A 20,158-nucleotide genomic window follows, 5' to 3' on the forward strand; every position below is an offset into this window, starting at 1 on the left:
TTTTTGCTTACAAAAAAGGCCATTACCTGGAAGGTAACAGCCTGACAATTATATTTTCAATTTAGAATTACCTGATCGGTTTTCCTGTAGCAGAGTTATAATATCTTTGTGCTTCCGGTAAGAGTCTTTGAATTTGCGCGATACGCGTTGCATCAGAAGGGTGAGTACTTAAAAACTCAGAAGGTTTTTGAGCACCTGCACTCGCTGCAGACATGCGTTGCCAGAAGGAAATCGCACTGGAAGGATCATATCCGGCCATCGACATAAAGATCAATCCTAATTTATCTGCTTCCAGCTCTTGCTTTCTAGAGTTCGGCAACAAAACAAAACCTTGTGCACCAATACCATAAGCCTGATTAAGAATCGATTGCGCCATCTGAGATTTACCAGAGGTTGCTGCGCCTAAAAGACTACCTCCCATTTCCGCTAAAGCAGCCTGAGAAGCTCTTTCAGAAGAGTGTTGTGCGATCGCATGTGCAATTTCATGCCCCATAATGGTGGCCAATCCTGCATCATCCTTAGCAATAGGCAAGATACCGCTATAAACAGCTACTTTACCTCCTGGCATACACCAGGCATTCACTTCTTTACTATCAATCAGGTTAAATTCCCAGTTAAAGCCTTGAATCTGTTCGGCATAACCATTGGCATTCATATATTTTGTAACGGCAGCCTGAATCTTCTGCCCTACTCTTTTCACTCTTGTTGCATCTGCATTGTTGAGCACCTTCGTTTTAGGATCTCTCAACAGCGAAGTATAGCTTTGAGCGGCCACATTCTGCATTTCGCTTTCGCTCACAATATTCACTCTGCTACGTCCGGTTATTGGCACAGTAGAGCAAGACGATATGGAAAGCATCGCCGCAGCAATGACCATTAAATTTAAAGCTTTCATGAATTTTCTGTTTTAGGTTGTTTTCTTTTTAAACAGGTATACTTTGGATTCTTTGCCCATGAGGAGTCGCTCAAGATTCTTCTGATGTGTAACCAGAATCAATATACAAACACACATTCCGTACAACACTTCCGATTTAATGGAAGAATGAAGGATGAATATAATGCTCAATGGGAAGGTAAAACCAGCACATATAGAGCTTAAAGACACGTATTTGGTAGTTAAGAGCACGACTACAAAAACAAGAACACAAAGCATTGCTGCCGGAAAGTTAACTGCCAAAATCATTCCAAAAAGTGTGGCAACCCCCTTTCCACCCCTAAAACCAGCAAATATTGGGAACAAATGTCCCATTACAGCGGTTACTCCGAGTGCAAGCTCATAATTGATAAATTGGGAAGAGTTTTGTGGTCCGGTAACCGATAGCCCTATAAAATAGGCAAGTTTGGTTGCGGTATACCCTTTGGCGATATCTATCGTCATTACGGCGAGTCCTGCACGTTTCCCCAATACCCTGAAAGTATTGGTTGCACCTGCATTTCCACTACCATACTCCCGTACGTCGACACCGTAAAATGCTTGTCCGAGCCATACCGCAGTTGGTATAGACCCGAATAGATATGCTAAAAGTACTGCTGATATAGAATAGACCGAAATCATTAACTACAATTATAGTAAAAAAACAGAATCAAATTCTGATGAATTAGGTTATTTAACATGCTTTTAAACTCATGTCTAAACTTTTAACAGAGTGGGTTAAAGCGCCCATAGATATAAAATCTACTCCACAAGCCGCATATTCCGCTACATTTTCTTCGGTGATGCCACCTGATGCCTCTGTTACAAATCTGCCATCGATTACTTTTACGGCTTCCCTTAAGTCCGGAAAGCTAAAATTATCCAACATAATTCTATCTACACCTCTGGTTGTTAAAACATCATTTAACTCCGAAAGGTTTCTCACTTCTATCTCTATCTGTAAATCCTTTTGCTGATCTTCCAAATATTGATTGGCAGCTTTGATCGCGTTCGCGATTCCACCAGCATAATCTACATGATTGTCCTTGATTAGGATCATATCATATAAACCAATCCGGTGATTTACTCCTCCGCCAATAACTACAGCCCATTTTTCCAGGTACCTCAATCCAGGTGTGGTTTTACGGGTATCCAACAGTTTTGTAGGATATGCAGCCAACAAGCCTACGATATGATTGGTTTTTGTGGCAATACCACTCATCCTTTGCATACAGTTTAAAACCAGTCGCTCAGCAAGCAAGATAGAATGGGTACTACCAGAAACCGTCAGTGCAATATCTCCATATTTAACTGCTGATCCATCTGTAATATTCACTGTGACTGCTAACTGATCATCTATATAGTTGAAAATCGCTACTGCAAGCTCTACACCTGCAATGATGCCATCCTCTTTAATCAGCAATTTTGCTTTGCCTTGTGCGTTTGCCGGAATGGTAGAAAGTGAAGTATGATCCCCATCACCTAAATCTTCGGCAACAGCGTTTTTTATGAATTGATCTATGATTTGCTTATCCAAAACTTAAAATTAAATCCAAAAATAGCATTTTTACTATTATTTATCTGGCTCTATTCTCAATTCCGTAATAAAAAAAGCATTATTAGATTTTTTCATCGTGATCGAAACACGAAATTTCCCATTCTTGGTCTGGAGGGAAAGGATGCCGAATCTAAAGTTCGGGTTGGCATTAATGGTATGTGTAACCGATGATTTTACCGGTGGATATTTGGTAAAAAAGTTCCTTAGGATCTGCTCTGCCTGTGCTTTAGAGTAGACATCTTCTTCATCGATGATGATGAGCTCTACAGAAGAAGAAAAATTTTGGGCTACATCTTTCGCGTTGCCGGCTTTAAAATAACCAGAAAGATTGTCTATAATATCGCTTTGAATAGCAATAGCAGAAGAAAAAGAGGTAAACAGAATCGTAAAAAAAAGTAAGGGCTTCATATTCTCTATATGGCTAACTGGCCAATGTTACATAAATTATGCCATTATTAACCGCAGCAACGAAAACAAAGATACTACAGTTGAATTACAATTAGGCTCAAAAAAAACACACAATACGCTTATATTTGTTAGATTGATAGACAATCGTGCGACAAATATTAAATTAATTCAAGATGAATAATAAAAAATTAGTTCTACTTATTCTTGACGGCTGGGGCTACGGGAACCAAGACAGTTCCGATGCGGCTTACGCAGCTAACACTCCTTTCTTTGACTCTTTATTGAAAAATTATCCTAATTCTAAGTTGGAAGCTTCGGGTGTAGCGGTAGGATTACCGGCCGGACAAATGGGAAACTCGGAAGTTGGACACATGAATTTAGGTGCGGGCAGAGTGGTTTATCAGGAATTAGGCAGGATTAATAAAGCAATTGAAGACAAATCACTACACCAAAACCCGGTGTTATTGGATGCCTTTAACTATGCTAAACAAAATAATAAGGCAGTTCATTTCATCGGATTGGTTTCTGATGGAGGGGTACATGCCCATATCAATCACTTAAAAGCTTTATGCGATGCTGCAGGCGAACAAGGATTGAGCGATGTATTTGTACATGCTTTCTTAGATGGCAGAGATACCGATCCAAATTCTGGATTGAACTTCATTAAAGACCTCGAACATCACCTGGAAAGTTCTACGGGTAAAATTGCCAGCTTAATTGGTCGTTATTATGCAATGGATAGAGATTCACGTTGGGAAAGGGTAAAACTTGCCTATGATTTGATGACCAAAGGTGTTGGTCAAGCAAGCAACAACCCGGTAATGGCTATTGAGCAATCTTATAGTGAAGGGATTACAGATGAGTTTACCAAACCTATTGTAGTGACACAGCCTGATGGCAATCCGGTAGCGACCATACAACCTGGTGACGTGGTCATCTGTTTCAATTACAGAACAGACAGAGGCAGAGAAATCACTTCCGTATTGACTCAGCATGATTATCCTGATTTTGGAATGCATAAATTGCCATTGTACTATGTGACGATGACTACTTATGATGAAAACTTTGAAAATGTAAAAGTCGTTTTCACTAAAGATGATCTTTCGGAAACTTTAGGGGAAGTATTGGAGAAAAACCATAAAAATCAAATCCGTATTGCGGAAACAGAAAAATACCCTCACGTTACTTTCTTTTTCTCTGGCGGCAGAGAATTGGAATTTGAAAATGAAAAGAGAATACTTATTCCATCGCCAAAGGTGGCTACCTATGACCTGCAACCAGAAATGAGTGCTGCAGGAATTACGGAAGCGATCAACAAAGAGCTGGAATCCGGATGGCCTGATTTTGTTTGTCTGAATTTTGCCAACCCGGATATGGTGGGTCATACCGGCGTTTTTGAAGCCGTAATTAAAGCGGTAGAAACTGCAGATAGCTGTGCAGCGCAAGTGGTGAAAACAGGAATAGAAAATGGTTATTCCTTCATCATTCTTGCGGATCACGGAAACTCGGAATATATGCGTAATGCGGATGGATCAGTGAACACTGCTCATACCACTAATCTTGTTCCTTGTATTTTAATTGACAAAGATTATAAAACCATCGCTGATGGAAAACTTGGAGACATCGCCCCTACGATCTTAAAGATCATGGGTATTGAGAAACCAGCGATCATGACCGGTAATTGCCTGGTATAATGAGAAACCATTTGTTATTATGTGCTTTTCTTTTGTTGTGTTTTGGCTGTGGAGACACTGCCTCTACCCAACAAAAGGAGCTGCATCCTTATTTTGATCTTAAGGGGTACTTTGAGGGCGAAGCGACGAGATTAAATCTCAGAAAGCCTAAAATTCATAAAACTGTGGTGGTCAATGACTCCGCAGAAAGCAAAAACCTGCAGATCCAGGACTGGAAAAAGGAATTGAGCATATTTGCTGATGCCGACCTGAATAAATCAGCCTGGAAAGGACTGTTTCAGGTAAAAAAAACAGATACCATGGAGATTTATACCTCCAATAATCAGAAGGTTCCAGTGAAAGAATTGAAAGTGATCAAAAGAAATGGTCAGGTTTACGGGCTTCATCTGTTGATTAGCAATTCCAATACTTTATACACTTCTTCAGATACCTTGAATTATTTCCCGGATAGTTTATATGAGGTAAAAAAGAACCAGCACATCAGGTTGCTTGCAGAAAAGAATTACCACATCATTGGTAAGTTCAAATAGCACCGCTCCTATTGGCTTCATTCTAAATTATTAAAGAATACAAATCCTCCTTCGGCATCTTTCCGGAGGAGAATTTCGTATACCTGAATGTTTGACAATATTGGCATGATAATAGGAATATTCTCCTTGTAGATATATGGAGTTTTTCGAGCAAAACGCCTAATAGAAGCAAGAGCGTCTCTTTTATGACTTACAACTAAATGGTTTATATACAACCTGATAACTGCTACGTCAGATTTCGGGAAATAAATTCCTCATTTAATGTATTCATATCAGCGGTATAAATTCAGTTAAGATATTGATCCCTTGAAAAATGGCAACAATACAATCGTACTTGAAAAAATACAGGAGAACATTTCTATATGTTATTCCAGCTGATCATGAATTCAGGCTTTTCAGCATTAGTCCCTGGAAACTGAATTTATTTAGAGATACGATTATGTATTGTCTTCCGTTAGGGATGATTGGTGTGCTTTTGTTTTTAATCAATGCGCTCGTCAATGGAAAAGTATTCTTTCCGATATTTATGGTGGTGGTTATCATTTCTCTTATGGGCTTTGTAGTAAATAGAAAAATTAAATTGGATTACAGGATGGTCATTGTAGTTGCCCTATTGTATCTGATTGCCGTAACTTATCTCCTATTTGTAGGTTCTGATGGTCCCGGTGCGCTATACTTATTGATCATTACCTTTTTCACGGCAATGATTTTTCCCACGAGAGCAACGTTCATCCCGTTGGTCGTGAATATTGCCATTTGTCTGCTGATTGGGTTCATCATTCATTTTAAGCCTTTTCCAAATGCTTTATCAGAAACCTATGACCTGACTTTGTGGATTGCCTACTCCTGGAACTTCATTTTTGTCAGCTTTGTGAGCGTGTTTATGATCCATACCGTCCTCAATGGCTTTGAAAAGACCAGACTCAAGGAAGCGATATTGGTAAAAAAATTAGATGCTTCAGAACGTTATTACCGGAATCTTTTCGATGCAAATCCGGTTCCCATGTATATTTTCGAGTTAACCACCGGCAATTTTCTGAAAGTGAACGACGCTGCTGTTAAAAAATATGGTTATTCTCAGGAGGAATTTCTGTCTATGAACATCACCAAGATTAGACCTGCTTCTGAAATCAGTAAATTAATGGACATCTTCAGCAGCATCAAAACCAGGGAATATTCGGGTATTCTGACCCATATAGATAAGAATGGGAAGCTTTTTCCGGTAGAAATTGACACGACGATAGTGAACATAGACGGTATTGATGCCAGGCTTGTACTGGCAACTGACGTTTCAAAAAGAATGAATTATGTCAGGATGATTGAAAAGCAAAATCAGGACCTGAAAGACATTGCTTGGATTCAAAGCCATAAAGTAAGGGCACCATTAACGAATATCATGAGCCTAACAGAAATGATGTTACAACAACCGCATGCTGACCACATCGATATACTTCAAATGTTAAAAGACTCTACCACCCAATTGAATGAGGCGATTGCTTCGATTGTGAACCAGGCAGAAGGCAACCAGGTCTTACCCCCGGAACCAGAATGAGCAGCCATAAGATTGATGCTGTAAAAACCCAATAAACAGAATAATAACCAACGAATAAATATAATCCAATGAAAAAATTTTATCTGATAGATGACGACACCATTTTCGTTTTTTTAACAAGAAAGACGTTACAGGTCGCCAATCTAAGTACCGACCTAACCGTCTTTGATGATGGAAAAAAAGCTTTATTAGATTTGGAGTTGAGTGCAGATCAGCCGGATTTATTACCTGATGTTATCTTTCTGGACTTAAACATGCCGGTATTGGATGGTTGGGGTTTCCTGGAAGAATATTCATTATTGGAGTCAAAGATGAGTAAAAAAATAGAGATCTATATCGTTTCTTCATCGATTTCTCCATCAGAGTTGGAGCGCTCTCAAAGCATCCCTGTAGTCACCGATTTTTTGACAAAGCCATTGAGCCGTTCTAAATTTTTAGAAATTTTTGACGGGGCAGTCGTATAAAAAAAATGCCTGCTATTGCGGTTACAATAGCAGGCATGAGCGCTTTTAAAGCGCATCTTTTTGCGCTGATGTGCCCTTATTTTAGACTGGTAACTTGTGCTTTAACATAGTCTATTAAACCGATAATGTCTTTACGAAGCGGCTGTACGACCAATACTTTTTGAAAATCAGCGATAGAGTTGTTAAATAAAGCTACTACTGCTGCTTTCTCCGCAGCTTTCTTCACTTTATAAGACTTATAGATGGCATAATCTTTATAAGCCAATCCCCTATTTTGCATCAATTGTATATCTTCTTCCCCATTTATCTCTATAGCCTTCGTGAAATCTTTGATTGCGGATAGATAAAAGTTATCTCTCATTTGACTCAGGGACTCTTTTGGGTCATTTGCAATATTCAATCTGGCTTTACCTCTATAATAGTAGGCAGAATAATCTGAAGGCTTCAAAACCAGCAATCGGCTATAAGTAGCGATTGAATTTTCGAAATCTCCACATTGAAAGTAAGAATATCCCAGCATTTTTAACACATTCGCATTGTTAGGGGTTTTAGTATCCGCCTTCTCTAATTGTCCAACTGCACCTTTATAATCCCCCTTCATCATGGCTTGAATGCCTAATTTATCGTAGCCGCTGTTTTGTGCATAGCCGACTTGAGCAGAAAAGACAAATAATAACAGGATGGTTTGCTTGAAATAGTTCATTAAGTTTTATTTAAAAATATTAAATATATTTAGATTTGATTCCCTACTCCTAATTAAAAGTACATACATTTTTAGGTTCTGGGAATTTAAAGGTATTTGAAGGCAACTATCATACCATTTACAAATATCTCTCTTAAACGCTAAATAAATGAAAATATGATGAGCCGAAGAATTATTCTGATTTTTTTTCAAAAAAGGTCAGACAATTACGCATCTTGTTTTCCCTAATCCAGCGAAATTCCTGACTTTTTAACAGGGAAAAGGAAGTAACATTCTTTTGGCACAGGAGTTGAAAATATAGATAATACAATATAATTAATAATTTCGTAGACGGCATCCTGTCAGAATGTCGTTTTTATTTTAGAAAGACTTAATAAATGAGTAAACAAGATCATTTTGATTTTAGCAACGCACTACCCATTATAAATGAAGATACAGAGTTTTTCCCGTTAATGTCCCAACAAGACGAAGACGAGATGAACAATGAAGAGACCCCGGAGATATTGGCAATCCTTCCTTTAAGGAATACCGTACTATTTCCAGGAGTTGTCATTCCAATTACTGTTGGCAGGGATAAATCTATTAAGCTGATCAAAGAAGCTTATAAAGGTAACCGAATCATCGGAGTTGTTTCCCAACGGGATGTTTCTATAGAAGATCCAACTTTTGAGCAACTGAACAGTGTAGGAACCGTGGCGCAGATCATTAAGATGCTGCAAATGCCAGACGGAAATACTACCGTGATTATTCAGGGTAAACAACGTTTCCGACTGATTGAAGAAGTTCAATCTGAGCCATACATTAAAGTAACGATCAGTAAGTTCGAGGAGTCCAAGCACAAGAGTGACAAAGAATTTAAGGCGATGGTAGCCTCTATAAAGGAGATGTCTTCGCAGATCATTCAGTTGTCGCCGAACATTCCAAGTGAAGCTGGTATTGCCTTAAAAAACATTGAAAGCACTTCTTTCCTAATCAATTTCATCTCTTCAAATATGAATGCAGATGTTGCTGATAAGCAAAAGATGCTGGAAATGGGCAATTTGCGTGAACGTGCCATGATGGTGATGGAGCTATTGACACTGGAACTTCAAATGTTGGAGTTGAAAAACCAGATTCAATCTAAGGTACGTATAGACCTGGACAAACAGCAAAGGGATTATTTTCTAAATCAACAATTAAAGACCATTCAGGAAGAGTTGGGTGGCTCTTCATCTGACCTCGAATATGAGGCTTTGCAAATACGTGCAAAGAAGAAGAAATGGGATTTACCAATAAAAGAACATTTTACCAAGGAGCTGGATAAACTGGGACGAATGAACCCTGCAGCACCTGATTATTCTATACAAATCAATTACCTGGAGCTTTTATTAGACCTGCCATGGAATGATTTCACCAAAGATAACTTTGACCTTAAACGTGCACAGCGTGTCCTGGACAAAGATCACTTTGGTTTAGAAAAGGTAAAACAACGTATTATAGAATACCTGGCAGTCTTGAAGCTTAAACGCGACATGAAAGCCCCGATCATTTGTTTGGTAGGCCCTCCGGGAGTTGGTAAAACCTCTTTAGGAAAATCAATTGCGAAAGCATTGAACAGGAAATATGTACGTATGGCCTTGGGAGGCATCAGAGATGAAGCCGAAATCCGTGGCCATAGAAAAACATACATCGGTGCGATGCCGGGAAGAATTATTCAATCGATTAAGAAAGCCGGTGCTGCAAATCCGGTATTTGTATTGGATGAAATTGATAAAGTTGGCGCTGATTTCAGAGGCGATCCTTCTTCTGCATTATTAGAAGTATTAGATCCTGAGCAAAACGCTGCTTTCAATGATCATTATGTAGAGGCTGATTATGACCTTTCCAATGTGTTGTTTATTGCAACTGCCAATTCATTAAGCAGTATTCAACCTGCTTTACTGGATCGTATGGAAATCATCGAAGTAAATGGTTATACGATTGAAGAGAAGATTGAAATTGCAAAAAAATACTTATTGCCTAAGCAAAAAGAGCAACATGGTATCAAAACAAAAGACATCGCACTGAAGAACAGTCTGATTGAAAAAGTGATTGAAGACTATACCAGGGAATCTGGTGTTCGTGGACTGGAGAAAAAGATAGGTTCATTGGTACGTGGTGTCGCGACTAAAATCGCGATGGAAGAAACGTATGAACCAAATCTAACTATAGAAGATGTGGAGCGCATTTTAGGTGCCCCTATCTACGATAAAGACCTTTATGAAGGCAATGAAGTTGCCGGAGTAGTTACCGGTTTAGCCTGGACACAAGTTGGTGGAGACATTTTATTTATTGAGGCTAGTTTAAGTCCGGGTAAAGGAAAATTAACCTTAACCGGGAACCTGGGCGAGGTGATGAAAGAATCCGCTGTGATTGCATTGGCTTATTTACGTTCTCATGCCGCTATTTTCGGAATTGACTATGCTTTATTCGACAACTGGGATATCCATGTACACGTTCCTGCTGGTGCAACACCAAAAGATGGTCCATCTGCAGGTATTACCATGTTGACTGCCTTAACTTCTGCATTTACGCAGCGTAAGGTGAAGTCTAATCTGGCGATGACTGGTGAGATCACCTTACGTGGAAAAGTATTACCTGTTGGCGGAATCAAGGAGAAAATCCTTGCGGCAAAACGTGCCAATATCAAGGATATTATCCTATGTAAATCGAATAGAAAAGACATTTTGGAAATCAAGGAGAGCTATATTAAGGACTTAAACTTCCATTATGTGTCGGAGATGAAAGAAGTGATTGAGCTGGCGTTAATGAAAGAAAAGGTAAAGGATGCACAAGATTTAAGCATAAAAACCAAGCCGATTGCGAACTAGGCTGTTTTTGCTTAATATTGCGCCACCAAACAAACCACAATGAAAAGATTAACATTAACAGTTACCTTATTTTTATCCGTCATCAGTATCCCTAAGCTATTTGCTCAGGAAAACAATAATACCAATACAAGTACTCCTACGAGTACAGCCAGCACTACGAGGGCACAAAACATATTTATTGAACTGGGTGGTCAGGGTTTAACTTTTACAGCAAACTATGACTCCAGGTTCTTCAATAAGAGAGATGGTTTAGGTGGCCGTGCGGGTATTGGATACTTTTCTGTAGATGGCGATAAAGTAACTACGGTTCCTTTATCATTGAATTACCTCCTTGGAAAGGATGGGAAGTACTTTGAACTTGGTCTGGGTGCGAGTTATATATCAACAAGTGGTCATGCAGAGGTGCTTTTCAATAAAAATGAAAGTAATGTAATTGGAACCATGAGTTTCTTCTACCGGGTACAACCGGAAGATAGTGGTTTTGCTTTCAGAATTGGCTTAAGTCCGGTCTTTAGCAGAGACTTCTTCCTACCCTATTATGGCGGTCTGAGTCTAGGCTATACTTTTTAACATAAAAAATACGATATTCAACTCCGGCAAATTCGCCGGAGTTTTTTTTTAGATAATCATCATGAAAGTAATCCGCAGAGCACTGCTCCCACTATCTCTGATCTATTTATTAGCAGTGAATCCGGTTTCGGCACAAAGCTTCAAAAATGAGTTTGGTTTCAAAAGCGACAACGACTCTTACCTGATGCAAGGTTCTGACCGCTATTATACCAATGGCTTGTTTATAAATTTCCGCCATGCTTTAGATCAAACTGGGCTTCCTGAAAAGCTGGAAAAGAAAACTTATGAAATCGCTATAGGCCAAAAAATGTACAACCCCTATTCTGGTGATGCACCGGATCCTGCAAAACAAGACCGCCCATTTGCGGGCTACTTATATGCGGAAGGTGGATTGAACTGGTTTTATAAAAATGAGCGCATTTTAAAAACCAGTGTACAGGTTGGCGTAACGGGTCCGGCTTCCCTGGCGGAGAAAGGTCAGGAGTTGCTACATAAGACCGTTGGTTTCTATGAACTGAAAGGTTGGGATTATCAGATTAAAGAGGAGATGCAACTGAACTTATCTGCACAGTATACCCAGCTTTTACATCGTTTTAAAGATCAGGCTGCTGACTTCTCTTTTGAGGGCTATGCCAATGTTGGAACCACATTTAGTGGTGCCGGAGCGGGTATTTTATTCCGTGCAGGTCGGATTAATCAGCTTTTCAATGCTGCTTATACCAATGCCCTCATCGGGAATCAGTCCAAAACAAAAAACTTAGTGAAGTCTGAACTGTTTTTCTATGCCAAACCGCAGCTTAATTTTGTGGCTTATGATGCGACCATACAAGGGAGTATGTTCAACAACAACAGCCCGGTTACTTTCGGGGTTAAACCGGTTGTTTTTGCACAGCAATTGGGATTTAATTATAGCAGTCAGCGGTTTACCTTTGACTTTGGGATGATCTTCAAAACCAAGGAAGTAAAAAGCACAGCGAGGGCGCATCAATATGGCAGTATCAGTATTTTTTACAGATTCGACTAGTCCAGGGCAGGACGTTTCCTCCAGGTTTTCTTTGTGGAAACGCTCTGTTTGTCCTGTAGCCTTTTCCTGATCACCGATTTTGGTGTTTTGGTAGGCTTTCTTTTCTTTTGAATGTGCAGCGCAGATTTCAGCAGGGCGATCAGTTTCAGGATGGTTCTTTCTTTATTCATCAGCTGACTTCTATCTTCCTGTGAAACGACGTGGAGGTTTCCATCCTGATCGAGGCGATTGGCTAATCTTTCCATTAATAACGATTGCTCTTCTTCGGTAAAAAAAACGGCGGAAGGAATGTGTAGAATAAGCTCAACTTTACTGGAAACCTTGTTTACATTTTGTCCGCCTTTACCTCCGCTTCGTGAGGTTTTAAAGGTGACTGCTTTAAGGATATCTTCTTTATTGGGTAACATACCGGTAAAAGTAGCTAAAGAAAATCAGCCATTTTAAAAAAATTGAACCAACAATTCCTTAAAATACTAACTTTGCCGGATATGAGGAAAAATCTGGTTGTAGCTATTGATGGCTACTCATCATGTGGAAAAAGTACATTAGCGAAAGCATTGGCAAAGAAACTAGGTTTCATTTATATTGATAGCGGAGCGATGTATCGGGCGGTAACGCTTTATTTTATTCGCAATCACGTAGATATTAATGACCCTGAAGCTGTAAAAGACGCCTTACAACATATAGAACTGAACTTTCATTCGAGAGATTACCAGTCGCACATTACCTTAAACGGAGAAGAAGTATCAGAAGAAATCAGGCAGATGCCGGTTTCCGAAGCTGTAAGTGAAGTCTCTGCGAATAAATTTGTTCGCAAAGACATGGTAAAACAACAGCAGCGTATGGGAAAGTCCAAAAACATTGTGATGGATGGCCGCGATATTGGCACCACTGTTTTCCCGGATGCGCAGGTAAAATTCTTCATGACTGCTGATCCAAAAATCAGAGCAGAGCGTCGTTTTAAAGAGATGCAAAGTAAAGGGGATACTTCTACCAGTTTAGAAGAAGTATTTGAAAATCTTGCACACCGTGATTATGCGGATACTACCCGCGTAGAAAGTCCATTGACTCGTGCAGAAGATGCAGTGATTCTTGACAATACAGAAATCACCGAAGCGCAGCAACTGGAATTTGCCTTGGAACAGGTAAAACTTCATTTCCCGGAATAAGGGAATAGCTATTCTGAATCCGGCAAAGCAAAAATCGGGATCAGTAAAAATGACCAGAATAACCTATTTATTTTAATTGACGAAGGTAATTATCACCAATACAGAAGGGCTTTTAGCCCTTTTTTTTGTCAATAATCAGTTACAAACTCTTTCTTAACCTAAACATTACAATTCCATGTTTTAACTCAAAAGAAGGTTTAATACTTTTGTTTAACAAATTTGTCAAACTAAAAGTATATGTCAACTCGCGACACTGGTACGGAACAATTAATTAAAGATACAGCCAAGCACTTATTTTTTGCGGAGGGTAAATTACATGCCACTACACAGGAAATTGCCGACGCTGCAGGAGTCAACCGCACACTCGTAAATTATTACTTTCGCTCTCGCGACATCCTCTTTGATCAGGTGTTCACAGAAGCGCAGGAAGGCTTTGTCTGCACACTGGACGAAGTATTTGAATCCAAAATGCCTTTTAAAGAAAAGATCAGAAATCTAATTTCGGTATTCATTAAAGAAACGGCCCAATACCCTTTTCGTCAATTGTTCATCATTACAGAAATGAACAGAAATGTCGATATCCATGGCAAGAAATCCAGACATAAAAAAGTAAAGCTTTTTATGGAGGAAGTGGAGGATGAAATGAACAAAGGAACCTTAAAGAAAATGGACCCAAGACAGTTTATGCTAAATTTATTTTCTTTAATGGCACATCCATTCCTTACTGCACCACTCCATAAAGTGTTATTTGGCATGAATGATGAAGAGTACGCGACTTTGATGGAGGACCGTAAACAACTGATCTACGAAACCATTTTCCCTTAAACAACACAAACATATTATTTCAGCTTAAAAAACAAAAAAGAACAATACCCATAAAAATGAGATACACAATTCAATCACTATTATTGCTTCCTGCATTGATGATCATCAGTTCATGCGGAAACAGCGGATCAAAACCAGGCGGCCCGGCAGGGGCAGCTCCTCAGATCAAAGAATACAAAGTATTAGCGTTGCAGCCACGTAGCGCAACGTTAAACACCGATTATCCTGCAAGTATCCAGGGCCAGCAAAATATAGAAATCAGACCTAGAGTAGATGGGTATGTGGAGAAGATTTTTGTAGATGAAGGTTCTATTGTTAGAAAAGGACAGCCATTGTTCAAAATCAATGCCCCACAATTTGAGCAGGAAGTACGTACGGCTACAGCCAGCATCAAAGCTGCAGAAGCTGACGTTAGTGCTGCAAATATGGCGGTAAATAAAGTAAAACCATTAGTAGAAAAGGACATCGTAAGTAAATACGAATTAGAGTCGGCACAATATACTTACCAGGCGAAATTAGCTGCACTGGCACAAGCAAAAGCAGCCTTATCTAATGCAAAAACCAATTTAGGTTACACTATGGTAACCAGTCCGGTTGACGGTGTAGTAGGTGCAATCCCCTTCCGTTTGGGAAGTTTGGTGAGCGGTAACAATGCCGAACCGCTAACTACCGTATCGAGTACTGGAAACGTTTATGCTTATTTTGCATTTAATGAAAAACTGTTGCTTGACTTCTTTAAAGACGATAAAGGATTGACGCTTGCTCAAAAGCTGGCAAAACTTCCTGAAGTTTCTTTGATTTTATCTGATGGTACATTGTATGACCAAAAAGGACGTATTCAAACCATCACCGGACAAATCAACACCACTACAGGTTCTGCAAATGTACGTGCGAGTTTCCCAAATCCTAAAGGATTGATCCGCAGCGGTAGCAGTGCAACAGTAAGAATTCCTGATGCCATTAAAGATGCGATTCTGGTTCCGCAAAGTGCAACTTTTGAACTACAGGACAAGCGTTTTGCAGTGGTAGTAGATAAAGATGGTAAAACGAAAAGCACGCCAATCACGGTCATGAAAAATACAGCAGGAACCTTCTTTGTTGTGAAAGATGGTCTAAAAGCAGGCGATAGAATCGTATTAGAAGGCGTTGCCACTTTAAAAGACGACACTCAGATTAAAGTAGCTCCAACAAGTGAAGAAGTTGTTTACGCAGATTTAAAATAAGATCCATATATGTTTAAGATATTCATACAGCGCCCGGTGCTCTCCACAGTGATCTCTGTGATCATTGTGATCCTGGGACTATTAGGGCTGCTTGCACTGCCCATTTCACAATACCCCGACATTGCCCCTCCTACTGTGCAGGTATCTGCATCCTATACAGGTGCCAATGCCGATGTAGTACTTAAAAGCGTAATCATACCTCTGGAAGAGCAGATCAATGGTGTGGAAAACATGACTTACATGACTTCTACTGCCACAAATGATGGTTCTGCAAGTATTAACATTTTCTTTAAGGTAGGAACAGATCCCGATTTAGCTGCCGTAAACGTGCAGAACAGGGTTTCCAGAGCCACCAGTTTATTACCTCAAGAGGTAACACAGGCTGGGGTTACTGTAACCAAGAGTCAGAGTAGTAATTTATTGATTTTCTCACTTTACAGTGATAATCCAGCATACGACCAGACCTTCTTACAAAATTATGCAAAGATCAACCTGGTACCAGCTATTCAAAGGGTAACCGGTGTAGGTAATGCGACAATTTTCGGATCAAAAGATTATTCGATGCGTATTTGGTTGAAACCAGATATGATGGCACAATACAGCTTGGTTCCTGCAGATATTTCGGCTGCATTAGCAGAGCAAAATATTGAAGCAGCACCAGGTAAATTTGGAGAGAACGGAGATGAGGCTTTTCAATATGTAATCAAATACAAAGGTAGGTTAACGAAGGCCACTGAATTTGAAAACATCGTGGTTAAATCAGCGGGCAATGGTCAGTTGTTGCGCCTAAAAGATGTAGCAAGAGTTGAACTTGGTTCTTTAAGCTATAGCTCTAACATTACCACCAATGGTAAACCATCCGTAGGTATGGCAATTAGCCAGACTCCGGGATCCAATGCAAGAGACGTAATTAATGAATCTAAAAAGATCATTGATTTAGCGGCTAAAGACTTCCCTAAAGGGGTAAATTACACCTACCTGGTGGATGTGAATGAAAATCTGGATGCTTCCATTGAGAAGGTAGTACATACCCTTATTGAAGCCTTTATCCTGGTATTTATCGTCGTATTTATCTTCTTACAGGATTTCCGCTCTACCTTAATTCCTGCAATTGCAGTACCGGTAGCGATTGTGGGTACCTTCTTCTTCTTAAACTTGTTTGGTTTTACGATCAACTTACTAACCCTGTTTGCCCTCGTCCTCGCCATTGGTATTGTGGTGGATGATGCGATTGTGGTGGTAGAGGCCGTCCATGCCAAATTAGATCATGGCTATAAATCAGCCAGAAAAGCGACGATTGATGCGATGAGTGAGATTTCAGGAGCGATCATTTCGATTACCCTGGTGATGGCGGCTGTATTTATTCCAGTAACCTTTATTACAGGTTCTACAGGAGTATTCTATAAACAATTCGGTATTACACTTGCCATATCGATCATCTTATCTGCGGTGAATGCATTGACTTTAAGTCCGGCATTGTGTGCTTTATTACTGAAACCACATGCAGATGACCATAAGCATCAAAGCTTTATCCAGCGTTTCTATACGGCGTTCAACGTATCATTTGACAATGTAACCAACAAATACAAAAAGTCTATCCAATTCCTTTCTGTTAAAAAATGGATTGTATTAGCTGCTATTGTATTATCCGCTGGAGCCTTGGTCTTCATGATGAAAACCACACCGTCTGCCTTTGTTCCTTCAGAAGATCAGGGAACCATTTTTGCCAATATCAGCTTACCGCCATCGGCATCTATGGAACGCTCAACGATCATCGCGAAGCAAGTAGACAGTCTGGCACACACCATTCCGGAAGTAAAAAACACCTTGCGTATTGTGGGACAAAACTTTACTGCTGGTCAGGGTAGTGCTTACAGTATGGTAATTTTGAAATTGAAAACATGGAGCGAACGTGACCGTGGTATTCAAGAAATTATTGGCGAACTTTTCGCAAAAACAGCAGGTATCAGAGATGCGAGTATCTTCTTCATCTCCCCTCCTACGATCCAGGGATTTGGACAGAGTGGTGGATTTGAGTTCCAGGTACAGGATAAAGGTGGACATACGGTTCAGGAATTATTCAAGGTAAACTCTGATTTCCTTGCCAATCTGGCTAAACGTCCGGAAATTCAATATGCAACCACTTCATTTAACCCGAACTTCCCACAATATATGTTGGATGTAAATCTGGAAAAATGTAAAGAAGCAGGAATTACGGTTAACTCTGTGTTGAACACCTTACAAGGCTATTATGGTGGTTTGTATGCTTCAAACTTTAACCAGTTTGGTAAGCAATACCGCGTCATGATTCAGGCAGATGCCAATTACCGTAAAAATCCGGAAGGATTGAACAAAGTATTTGTTAGAAATAGCAAAGGGGAAATGGCGCCAATCACGGAATTCATCACCATGACCAGAGTATATGGTCCGGAATCGATTTCGAGGTTCAACCTTTTCAGCTCTATTGCGGTTACTGGTGCACCAAATGCAGGCTACAGTTCTGGAGATGCGATTAAAGCGATTCAGGAAGTTGCAAAAGAATCACTGCCAGCAGGTTATGGTTATGATTTCTCTGGACTTACCCGTGAGGAGTTGGCTTCTGGAAGTCAGACGGTATTTATCTTTATTCTATGTCTGGTATTTGTTTACTTCCTATTGAGTGCGCAATATGAAAGTTATATCCTTCCATTTGCGGTAATCCTATCCATTCCATTTGGTTTGGCGGGTGCTTATTTATTCTCAATCGTCTTTAAATTAAACAGTAGTATTTACCTTCAAATCTCTCTCATCATGCTGATTGGTCTATTGGCCAAGAATGGTATTTTGATTGTGGAGTTTGCGCTGGAAAGAAGACGTCAAGGACTGGACATCGTACAATCGGCGATTCAAGGTGCTGTGGCACGTTTCAGACCGATCTTGATGACTTCATTTGCCTTCATCTTTGGATTGGTTCCATTGATGTTCTCTACCGGTGCAGGTGCCGTAGGTAATAAGTCTATTGGTACAGGTGCTGTAGGTGGTATGCTTATCGGAACAATATTAGGGGTATTTGTGATTCCGGTATTGTTCATCATTTTCCAAAGTTTACAGGAAAAAATCAGCGGTCCATTACATTTAAAGACTTATGACGATGATGACGAAGATGCCATTGATCCGACTAAAGCTAAAAAAGCACCGCAGCATTAATTCATTTATTAAAGAGAAACGATGATTTTATCCTATAAAAAACAGATGTTAACCCTTGCACTAGCGGCTACCGTTTTTGCCTCCTGCAGGGTGACTAAACCTTACGAACGTCCGGAGTTAAAAACGATGGGATTGTTTCGTGAGCAAACGTCAACAGACAGCACAACCATGGCGAATACGCCATGGCAAAGTGTTTTTGCTGATCCTCAATTGTCGGGATTGATCCAGGAAGGCCTGGATCAAAATCTGGACTTGAAAAATGCGGTTCAGAATATTGTACAGTCGAAAGCAACCTTACAACAAAGTAAGGCAGCCTTCTTCCCTACGCTTACTGCTGATGTAAACGCATCCAGAAATAAGCAGTCGCAGGCTGGATTGAACTTTCCTCCGGGAATCAATATCAATACGCTAACCAATTCTTTTAAAGCGCAATTGAGCACCAGTTGGGAAGCCGATATCTGGGGTAAACTGAGCAGCACAAAAAGAGCGGCATTAGCGGCTTATTTCCAAACGGATGCGGCAAAAAGAGCAATACAAACACAACTGATTGCTGATATTGCCAATAACTACTATTCATTACTTGCATTAGACAGCCAGTTGGAAATTACCCAACAAACTTTGAAAAGCAGAATCACTGGTGTAGAAACCATGAAGCATCTAAAAGAGGGTGCCGTAGTTAATGGTGCTGCAGTTGTGCAAAGTGAGGCTAGCAGATATGCCACAGAAGTAACGATTCCAGATTTAAAAAGAACGATCAGAGAGACAGAAAATGCCTTAAATATCCTATTGGCAAGAGCGCCAGGACCAATTGGCCGCGGTAAGCTGAGCAATCAGAATCCGACCAACGACTTAAAAATTGGTGTACCTACGCAATTGTTGGAAAACAGACCGGATGTACAAAGTGCTGAATTTGCTTTCAGATCTGCATTCGAGAATACGAATCTTGCCCGTACTTATTTCTATCCTTCCTTGACCATTACGGCTACTGGTGGATTGTCAAGTTTGGACCTTAAAGACTTCTTCGACAAATCTGTCTTTTACAATTTAGTAGGTGGATTAACACAACCAATCTTCAATAAAGGTTTGAACAAAGCCCGATTAATCACTGCAAAATCCGCTCAGGAGCAAGCTGTCAACAGCTTCCAGAAGACACTTTTGGTAGCAGGAAAAGAAGTATCTGATGCTTTATACACTTACCAGACTGCGGTTGAAAAAGAAGATGCCCGTGCAAAACAAATTGCTGCTTTACAAAAAGCAGTAGAATATACTCAGGAATTATTGAGATACAGTTCAGCAACAAACTATACAGATGTGTTGACTTCAGAGCAAAGCTTACTTGCAGCACAATTGAGTGGTGTTAATGATCGCTTGCAAAAACTTCAATCTGTAGTGAATCTATACAGAGCATTAGGTGGTGGCTGGAAATAACCAGTATTAACTCCTCCTCTTCTTATCAAAGAAAAGGTCAATTCATTAAAATGCCCCCATAT

Annotated in this window: 18 protein-coding genes; 12 read left to right on the forward strand and 6 right to left on the reverse strand. The window is 39.9% G+C overall.

Going from position 1 to position 20,158, the window contains the following annotated elements; genetic code table 11:
* Positions 1-67: 67 nt before the first annotated feature.
* From GM920_RS18495 to GM920_RS18510, 4 genes are read right to left on the reverse strand one after another with little or no spacing between them, the layout of a single operon-like run.
* Positions 68-895 (reverse strand): M48 family metallopeptidase, encoded by an 828-nt coding sequence (locus tag GM920_RS18495; RefSeq protein ID WP_182960216.1) that lies wholly within the window; start codon positions 893-895, stop codon positions 68-70.
* Positions 896-907: 12 nt separating this feature from the next.
* Entirely contained in the window at positions 908-1,555 is a 648-nt protein-coding gene (plsY, locus tag GM920_RS18500) for a glycerol-3-phosphate 1-O-acyltransferase PlsY (RefSeq protein ID WP_182960218.1), read from the reverse strand.
* Between the two features lie 52 nt (positions 1,556-1,607).
* On the reverse strand, positions 1,608-2,450 hold the full coding sequence (nadC, locus tag GM920_RS18505; RefSeq protein ID WP_182960220.1) for a carboxylating nicotinate-nucleotide diphosphorylase: 843 nt from the start codon (positions 2,448-2,450) through the stop codon (positions 1,608-1,610).
* Positions 2,451-2,486: 36 nt separating this feature from the next.
* Positions 2,487-2,879: a DUF4783 domain-containing protein gene (locus tag GM920_RS18510; protein ID WP_182960222.1), complete on the reverse strand. Its 393-nt coding sequence runs from the start codon at positions 2,877-2,879 to the stop codon at positions 2,487-2,489.
* A gap of 173 nt (positions 2,880-3,052) precedes the next feature.
* On the opposite strand from GM920_RS18510, the gene gpmI reads away from it, so the two are divergent.
* From gpmI to GM920_RS18530, 4 genes are all read left to right on the forward strand, one after another.
* Positions 3,053-4,573, forward strand: a complete 1,521-nt coding sequence (gene gpmI, locus GM920_RS18515) for a 2,3-bisphosphoglycerate-independent phosphoglycerate mutase (RefSeq protein WP_182960224.1) — start codon at positions 3,053-3,055, stop codon at positions 4,571-4,573.
* Positions 4,573-5,103 carry a hypothetical protein gene (locus tag GM920_RS18520; RefSeq protein WP_182960225.1) on the forward strand — a complete coding sequence of 177 codons (531 nt, stop codon included), beginning with the start codon at positions 4,573-4,575 and terminating at the stop codon, positions 5,101-5,103. Before gpmI ends, GM920_RS18520 begins: the two co-directional genes overlap by 1 nt.
* Before the next feature lie 313 nt (positions 5,104-5,416).
* A complete protein-coding gene (locus tag GM920_RS18525; RefSeq protein WP_182960227.1) occupies positions 5,417-6,655 on the forward strand; it encodes a PAS domain S-box protein in 1,239 nt (412 codons plus the stop codon).
* A gap of 68 nt (positions 6,656-6,723) precedes the next feature.
* Positions 6,724-7,119, forward strand: coding sequence for a response regulator (locus tag GM920_RS18530; protein ID WP_182960229.1), 396 nt, complete (start codon positions 6,724-6,726; stop codon positions 7,117-7,119).
* Positions 7,120-7,195: 76 nt separating this feature from the next.
* On the opposite strand, the gene GM920_RS18535 is transcribed toward GM920_RS18530, so the two are convergent.
* Positions 7,196-7,822, reverse strand: a complete 627-nt coding sequence (locus GM920_RS18535; protein ID WP_182960231.1) for a tetratricopeptide repeat protein — start codon at positions 7,820-7,822, stop codon at positions 7,196-7,198.
* Between the two features lie 377 nt (positions 7,823-8,199).
* On the opposite strand from GM920_RS18535, the gene lon reads away from it, so the two are divergent.
* The 3 genes from lon (at position 8,200) to GM920_RS18550 (ending at position 12,265) form a co-directional block, all read left to right on the forward strand.
* Positions 8,200-10,671 carry an endopeptidase La gene (gene lon / locus GM920_RS18540; protein ID WP_182960233.1) on the forward strand — a complete coding sequence of 824 codons (2,472 nt, stop codon included), beginning with the start codon at positions 8,200-8,202 and terminating at the stop codon, positions 10,669-10,671.
* Positions 10,672-10,710: 39 nt separating this feature from the next.
* Positions 10,711-11,241 (forward strand): hypothetical protein, encoded by a 531-nt coding sequence (locus tag GM920_RS18545; protein WP_182960235.1) that lies wholly within the window; start codon positions 10,711-10,713, stop codon positions 11,239-11,241.
* Between the two features lie 61 nt (positions 11,242-11,302).
* Positions 11,303-12,265 (forward strand): lipid A deacylase LpxR family protein, encoded by a 963-nt coding sequence (locus GM920_RS18550; RefSeq protein WP_182960237.1) that lies wholly within the window; start codon positions 11,303-11,305, stop codon positions 12,263-12,265.
* Here the strand turns inward: GM920_RS18550 and arfB are convergent.
* Positions 12,262-12,672 carry an alternative ribosome rescue aminoacyl-tRNA hydrolase ArfB gene (gene arfB / locus GM920_RS18555; protein WP_182960239.1) on the reverse strand — a complete coding sequence of 137 codons (411 nt, stop codon included), beginning with the start codon at positions 12,670-12,672 and terminating at the stop codon, positions 12,262-12,264. The two genes, GM920_RS18550 and arfB, sit on opposite strands and share 4 nt — an antisense overlap.
* Before the next feature lie 81 nt (positions 12,673-12,753).
* Between arfB and cmk the strand changes: the two genes are divergently transcribed.
* From cmk to GM920_RS18580, 5 genes are all read left to right on the forward strand, one after another.
* Positions 12,754-13,434, forward strand: coding sequence for a (d)CMP kinase (cmk, locus tag GM920_RS18560; protein ID WP_182960241.1), 681 nt, complete (start codon positions 12,754-12,756; stop codon positions 13,432-13,434).
* Positions 13,435-13,671: 237 nt separating this feature from the next.
* Entirely contained in the window at positions 13,672-14,259 is a 588-nt protein-coding gene (locus GM920_RS18565) for a TetR/AcrR family transcriptional regulator (RefSeq protein ID WP_182960243.1), read from the forward strand.
* A 56-nt stretch (positions 14,260-14,315) separates the two neighbouring features.
* The gene (locus GM920_RS18570) at positions 14,316-15,482 is read left to right on the forward strand and encodes an efflux RND transporter periplasmic adaptor subunit (RefSeq protein ID WP_182960244.1); all 1,167 of its coding nucleotides are present in this window, start codon (positions 14,316-14,318) and stop codon (positions 15,480-15,482) included.
* 9 nt (positions 15,483-15,491) lie between these two features.
* Positions 15,492-18,668, forward strand: coding sequence for an efflux RND transporter permease subunit (locus GM920_RS18575; RefSeq protein WP_182960246.1), 3,177 nt, complete (start codon positions 15,492-15,494; stop codon positions 18,666-18,668).
* Positions 18,669-18,689: 21 nt separating this feature from the next.
* Positions 18,690-20,096, forward strand: a complete 1,407-nt coding sequence (locus GM920_RS18580) for an efflux transporter outer membrane subunit (RefSeq protein ID WP_182960248.1) — start codon at positions 18,690-18,692, stop codon at positions 20,094-20,096.
* The last annotated feature ends 62 nt before the right edge of the window (positions 20,097-20,158 follow it).

This window comes from Pedobacter gandavensis (genome assembly GCF_014172405.1).
Lineage (GTDB): Bacteria > Bacteroidota > Bacteroidia > Sphingobacteriales > Sphingobacteriaceae > Pedobacter > Pedobacter gandavensis.

Excerpts from the sequence above, each read along its gene's own strand:
- plsY (WP_182960218.1), bottom strand. The coding sequence starts at position 1,555 with ATGATTTCGGTCTATTCTATATCAGCAGTACTTTTAGCATATCTATTC.
- GM920_RS18510 (WP_182960222.1), bottom strand. The coding sequence starts at position 2,879 with ATGAAGCCCTTACTTTTTTTTACGATTCTGTTTACCTCTTTTTCTTCT.
- GM920_RS18575 (WP_182960246.1), top strand. The coding sequence starts at position 15,492 with ATGTTTAAGATATTCATACAGCGCCCGGTGCTCTCCACAGTGATCTCT.
- GM920_RS18520 (WP_182960225.1), top strand. The coding sequence starts at position 4,573 with ATGAGAAACCATTTGTTATTATGTGCTTTTCTTTTGTTGTGTTTTGGC.
- GM920_RS18580 (WP_182960248.1), top strand. The coding sequence starts at position 18,690 with ATGATTTTATCCTATAAAAAACAGATGTTAACCCTTGCACTAGCGGCT.
- GM920_RS18570 (WP_182960244.1), top strand. The coding sequence starts at position 14,316 with ATGAGATACACAATTCAATCACTATTATTGCTTCCTGCATTGATGATC.
- GM920_RS18495 (WP_182960216.1), bottom strand. The coding sequence starts at position 895 with ATGAAAGCTTTAAATTTAATGGTCATTGCTGCGGCGATGCTTTCCATA.
- arfB (WP_182960239.1), bottom strand. The coding sequence starts at position 12,672 with ATGTTACCCAATAAAGAAGATATCCTTAAAGCAGTCACCTTTAAAACC.
- GM920_RS18545 (WP_182960235.1), top strand. The coding sequence starts at position 10,711 with ATGAAAAGATTAACATTAACAGTTACCTTATTTTTATCCGTCATCAGT.
- GM920_RS18530 (WP_182960229.1), top strand. The coding sequence starts at position 6,724 with ATGAAAAAATTTTATCTGATAGATGACGACACCATTTTCGTTTTTTTA.
- gpmI (WP_182960224.1), top strand. The coding sequence starts at position 3,053 with ATGAATAATAAAAAATTAGTTCTACTTATTCTTGACGGCTGGGGCTAC.
- GM920_RS18525 (WP_182960227.1), top strand. The coding sequence starts at position 5,417 with ATGGCAACAATACAATCGTACTTGAAAAAATACAGGAGAACATTTCTA.
- GM920_RS18565 (WP_182960243.1), top strand. The coding sequence starts at position 13,672 with ATGTCAACTCGCGACACTGGTACGGAACAATTAATTAAAGATACAGCC.
- lon (WP_182960233.1), top strand. The coding sequence starts at position 8,200 with ATGAGTAAACAAGATCATTTTGATTTTAGCAACGCACTACCCATTATA.
- cmk (WP_182960241.1), top strand. The coding sequence starts at position 12,754 with ATGAGGAAAAATCTGGTTGTAGCTATTGATGGCTACTCATCATGTGGA.
- GM920_RS18535 (WP_182960231.1), bottom strand. The coding sequence starts at position 7,822 with ATGAACTATTTCAAGCAAACCATCCTGTTATTATTTGTCTTTTCTGCT.
- GM920_RS18550 (WP_182960237.1), top strand. The coding sequence starts at position 11,303 with ATGAAAGTAATCCGCAGAGCACTGCTCCCACTATCTCTGATCTATTTA.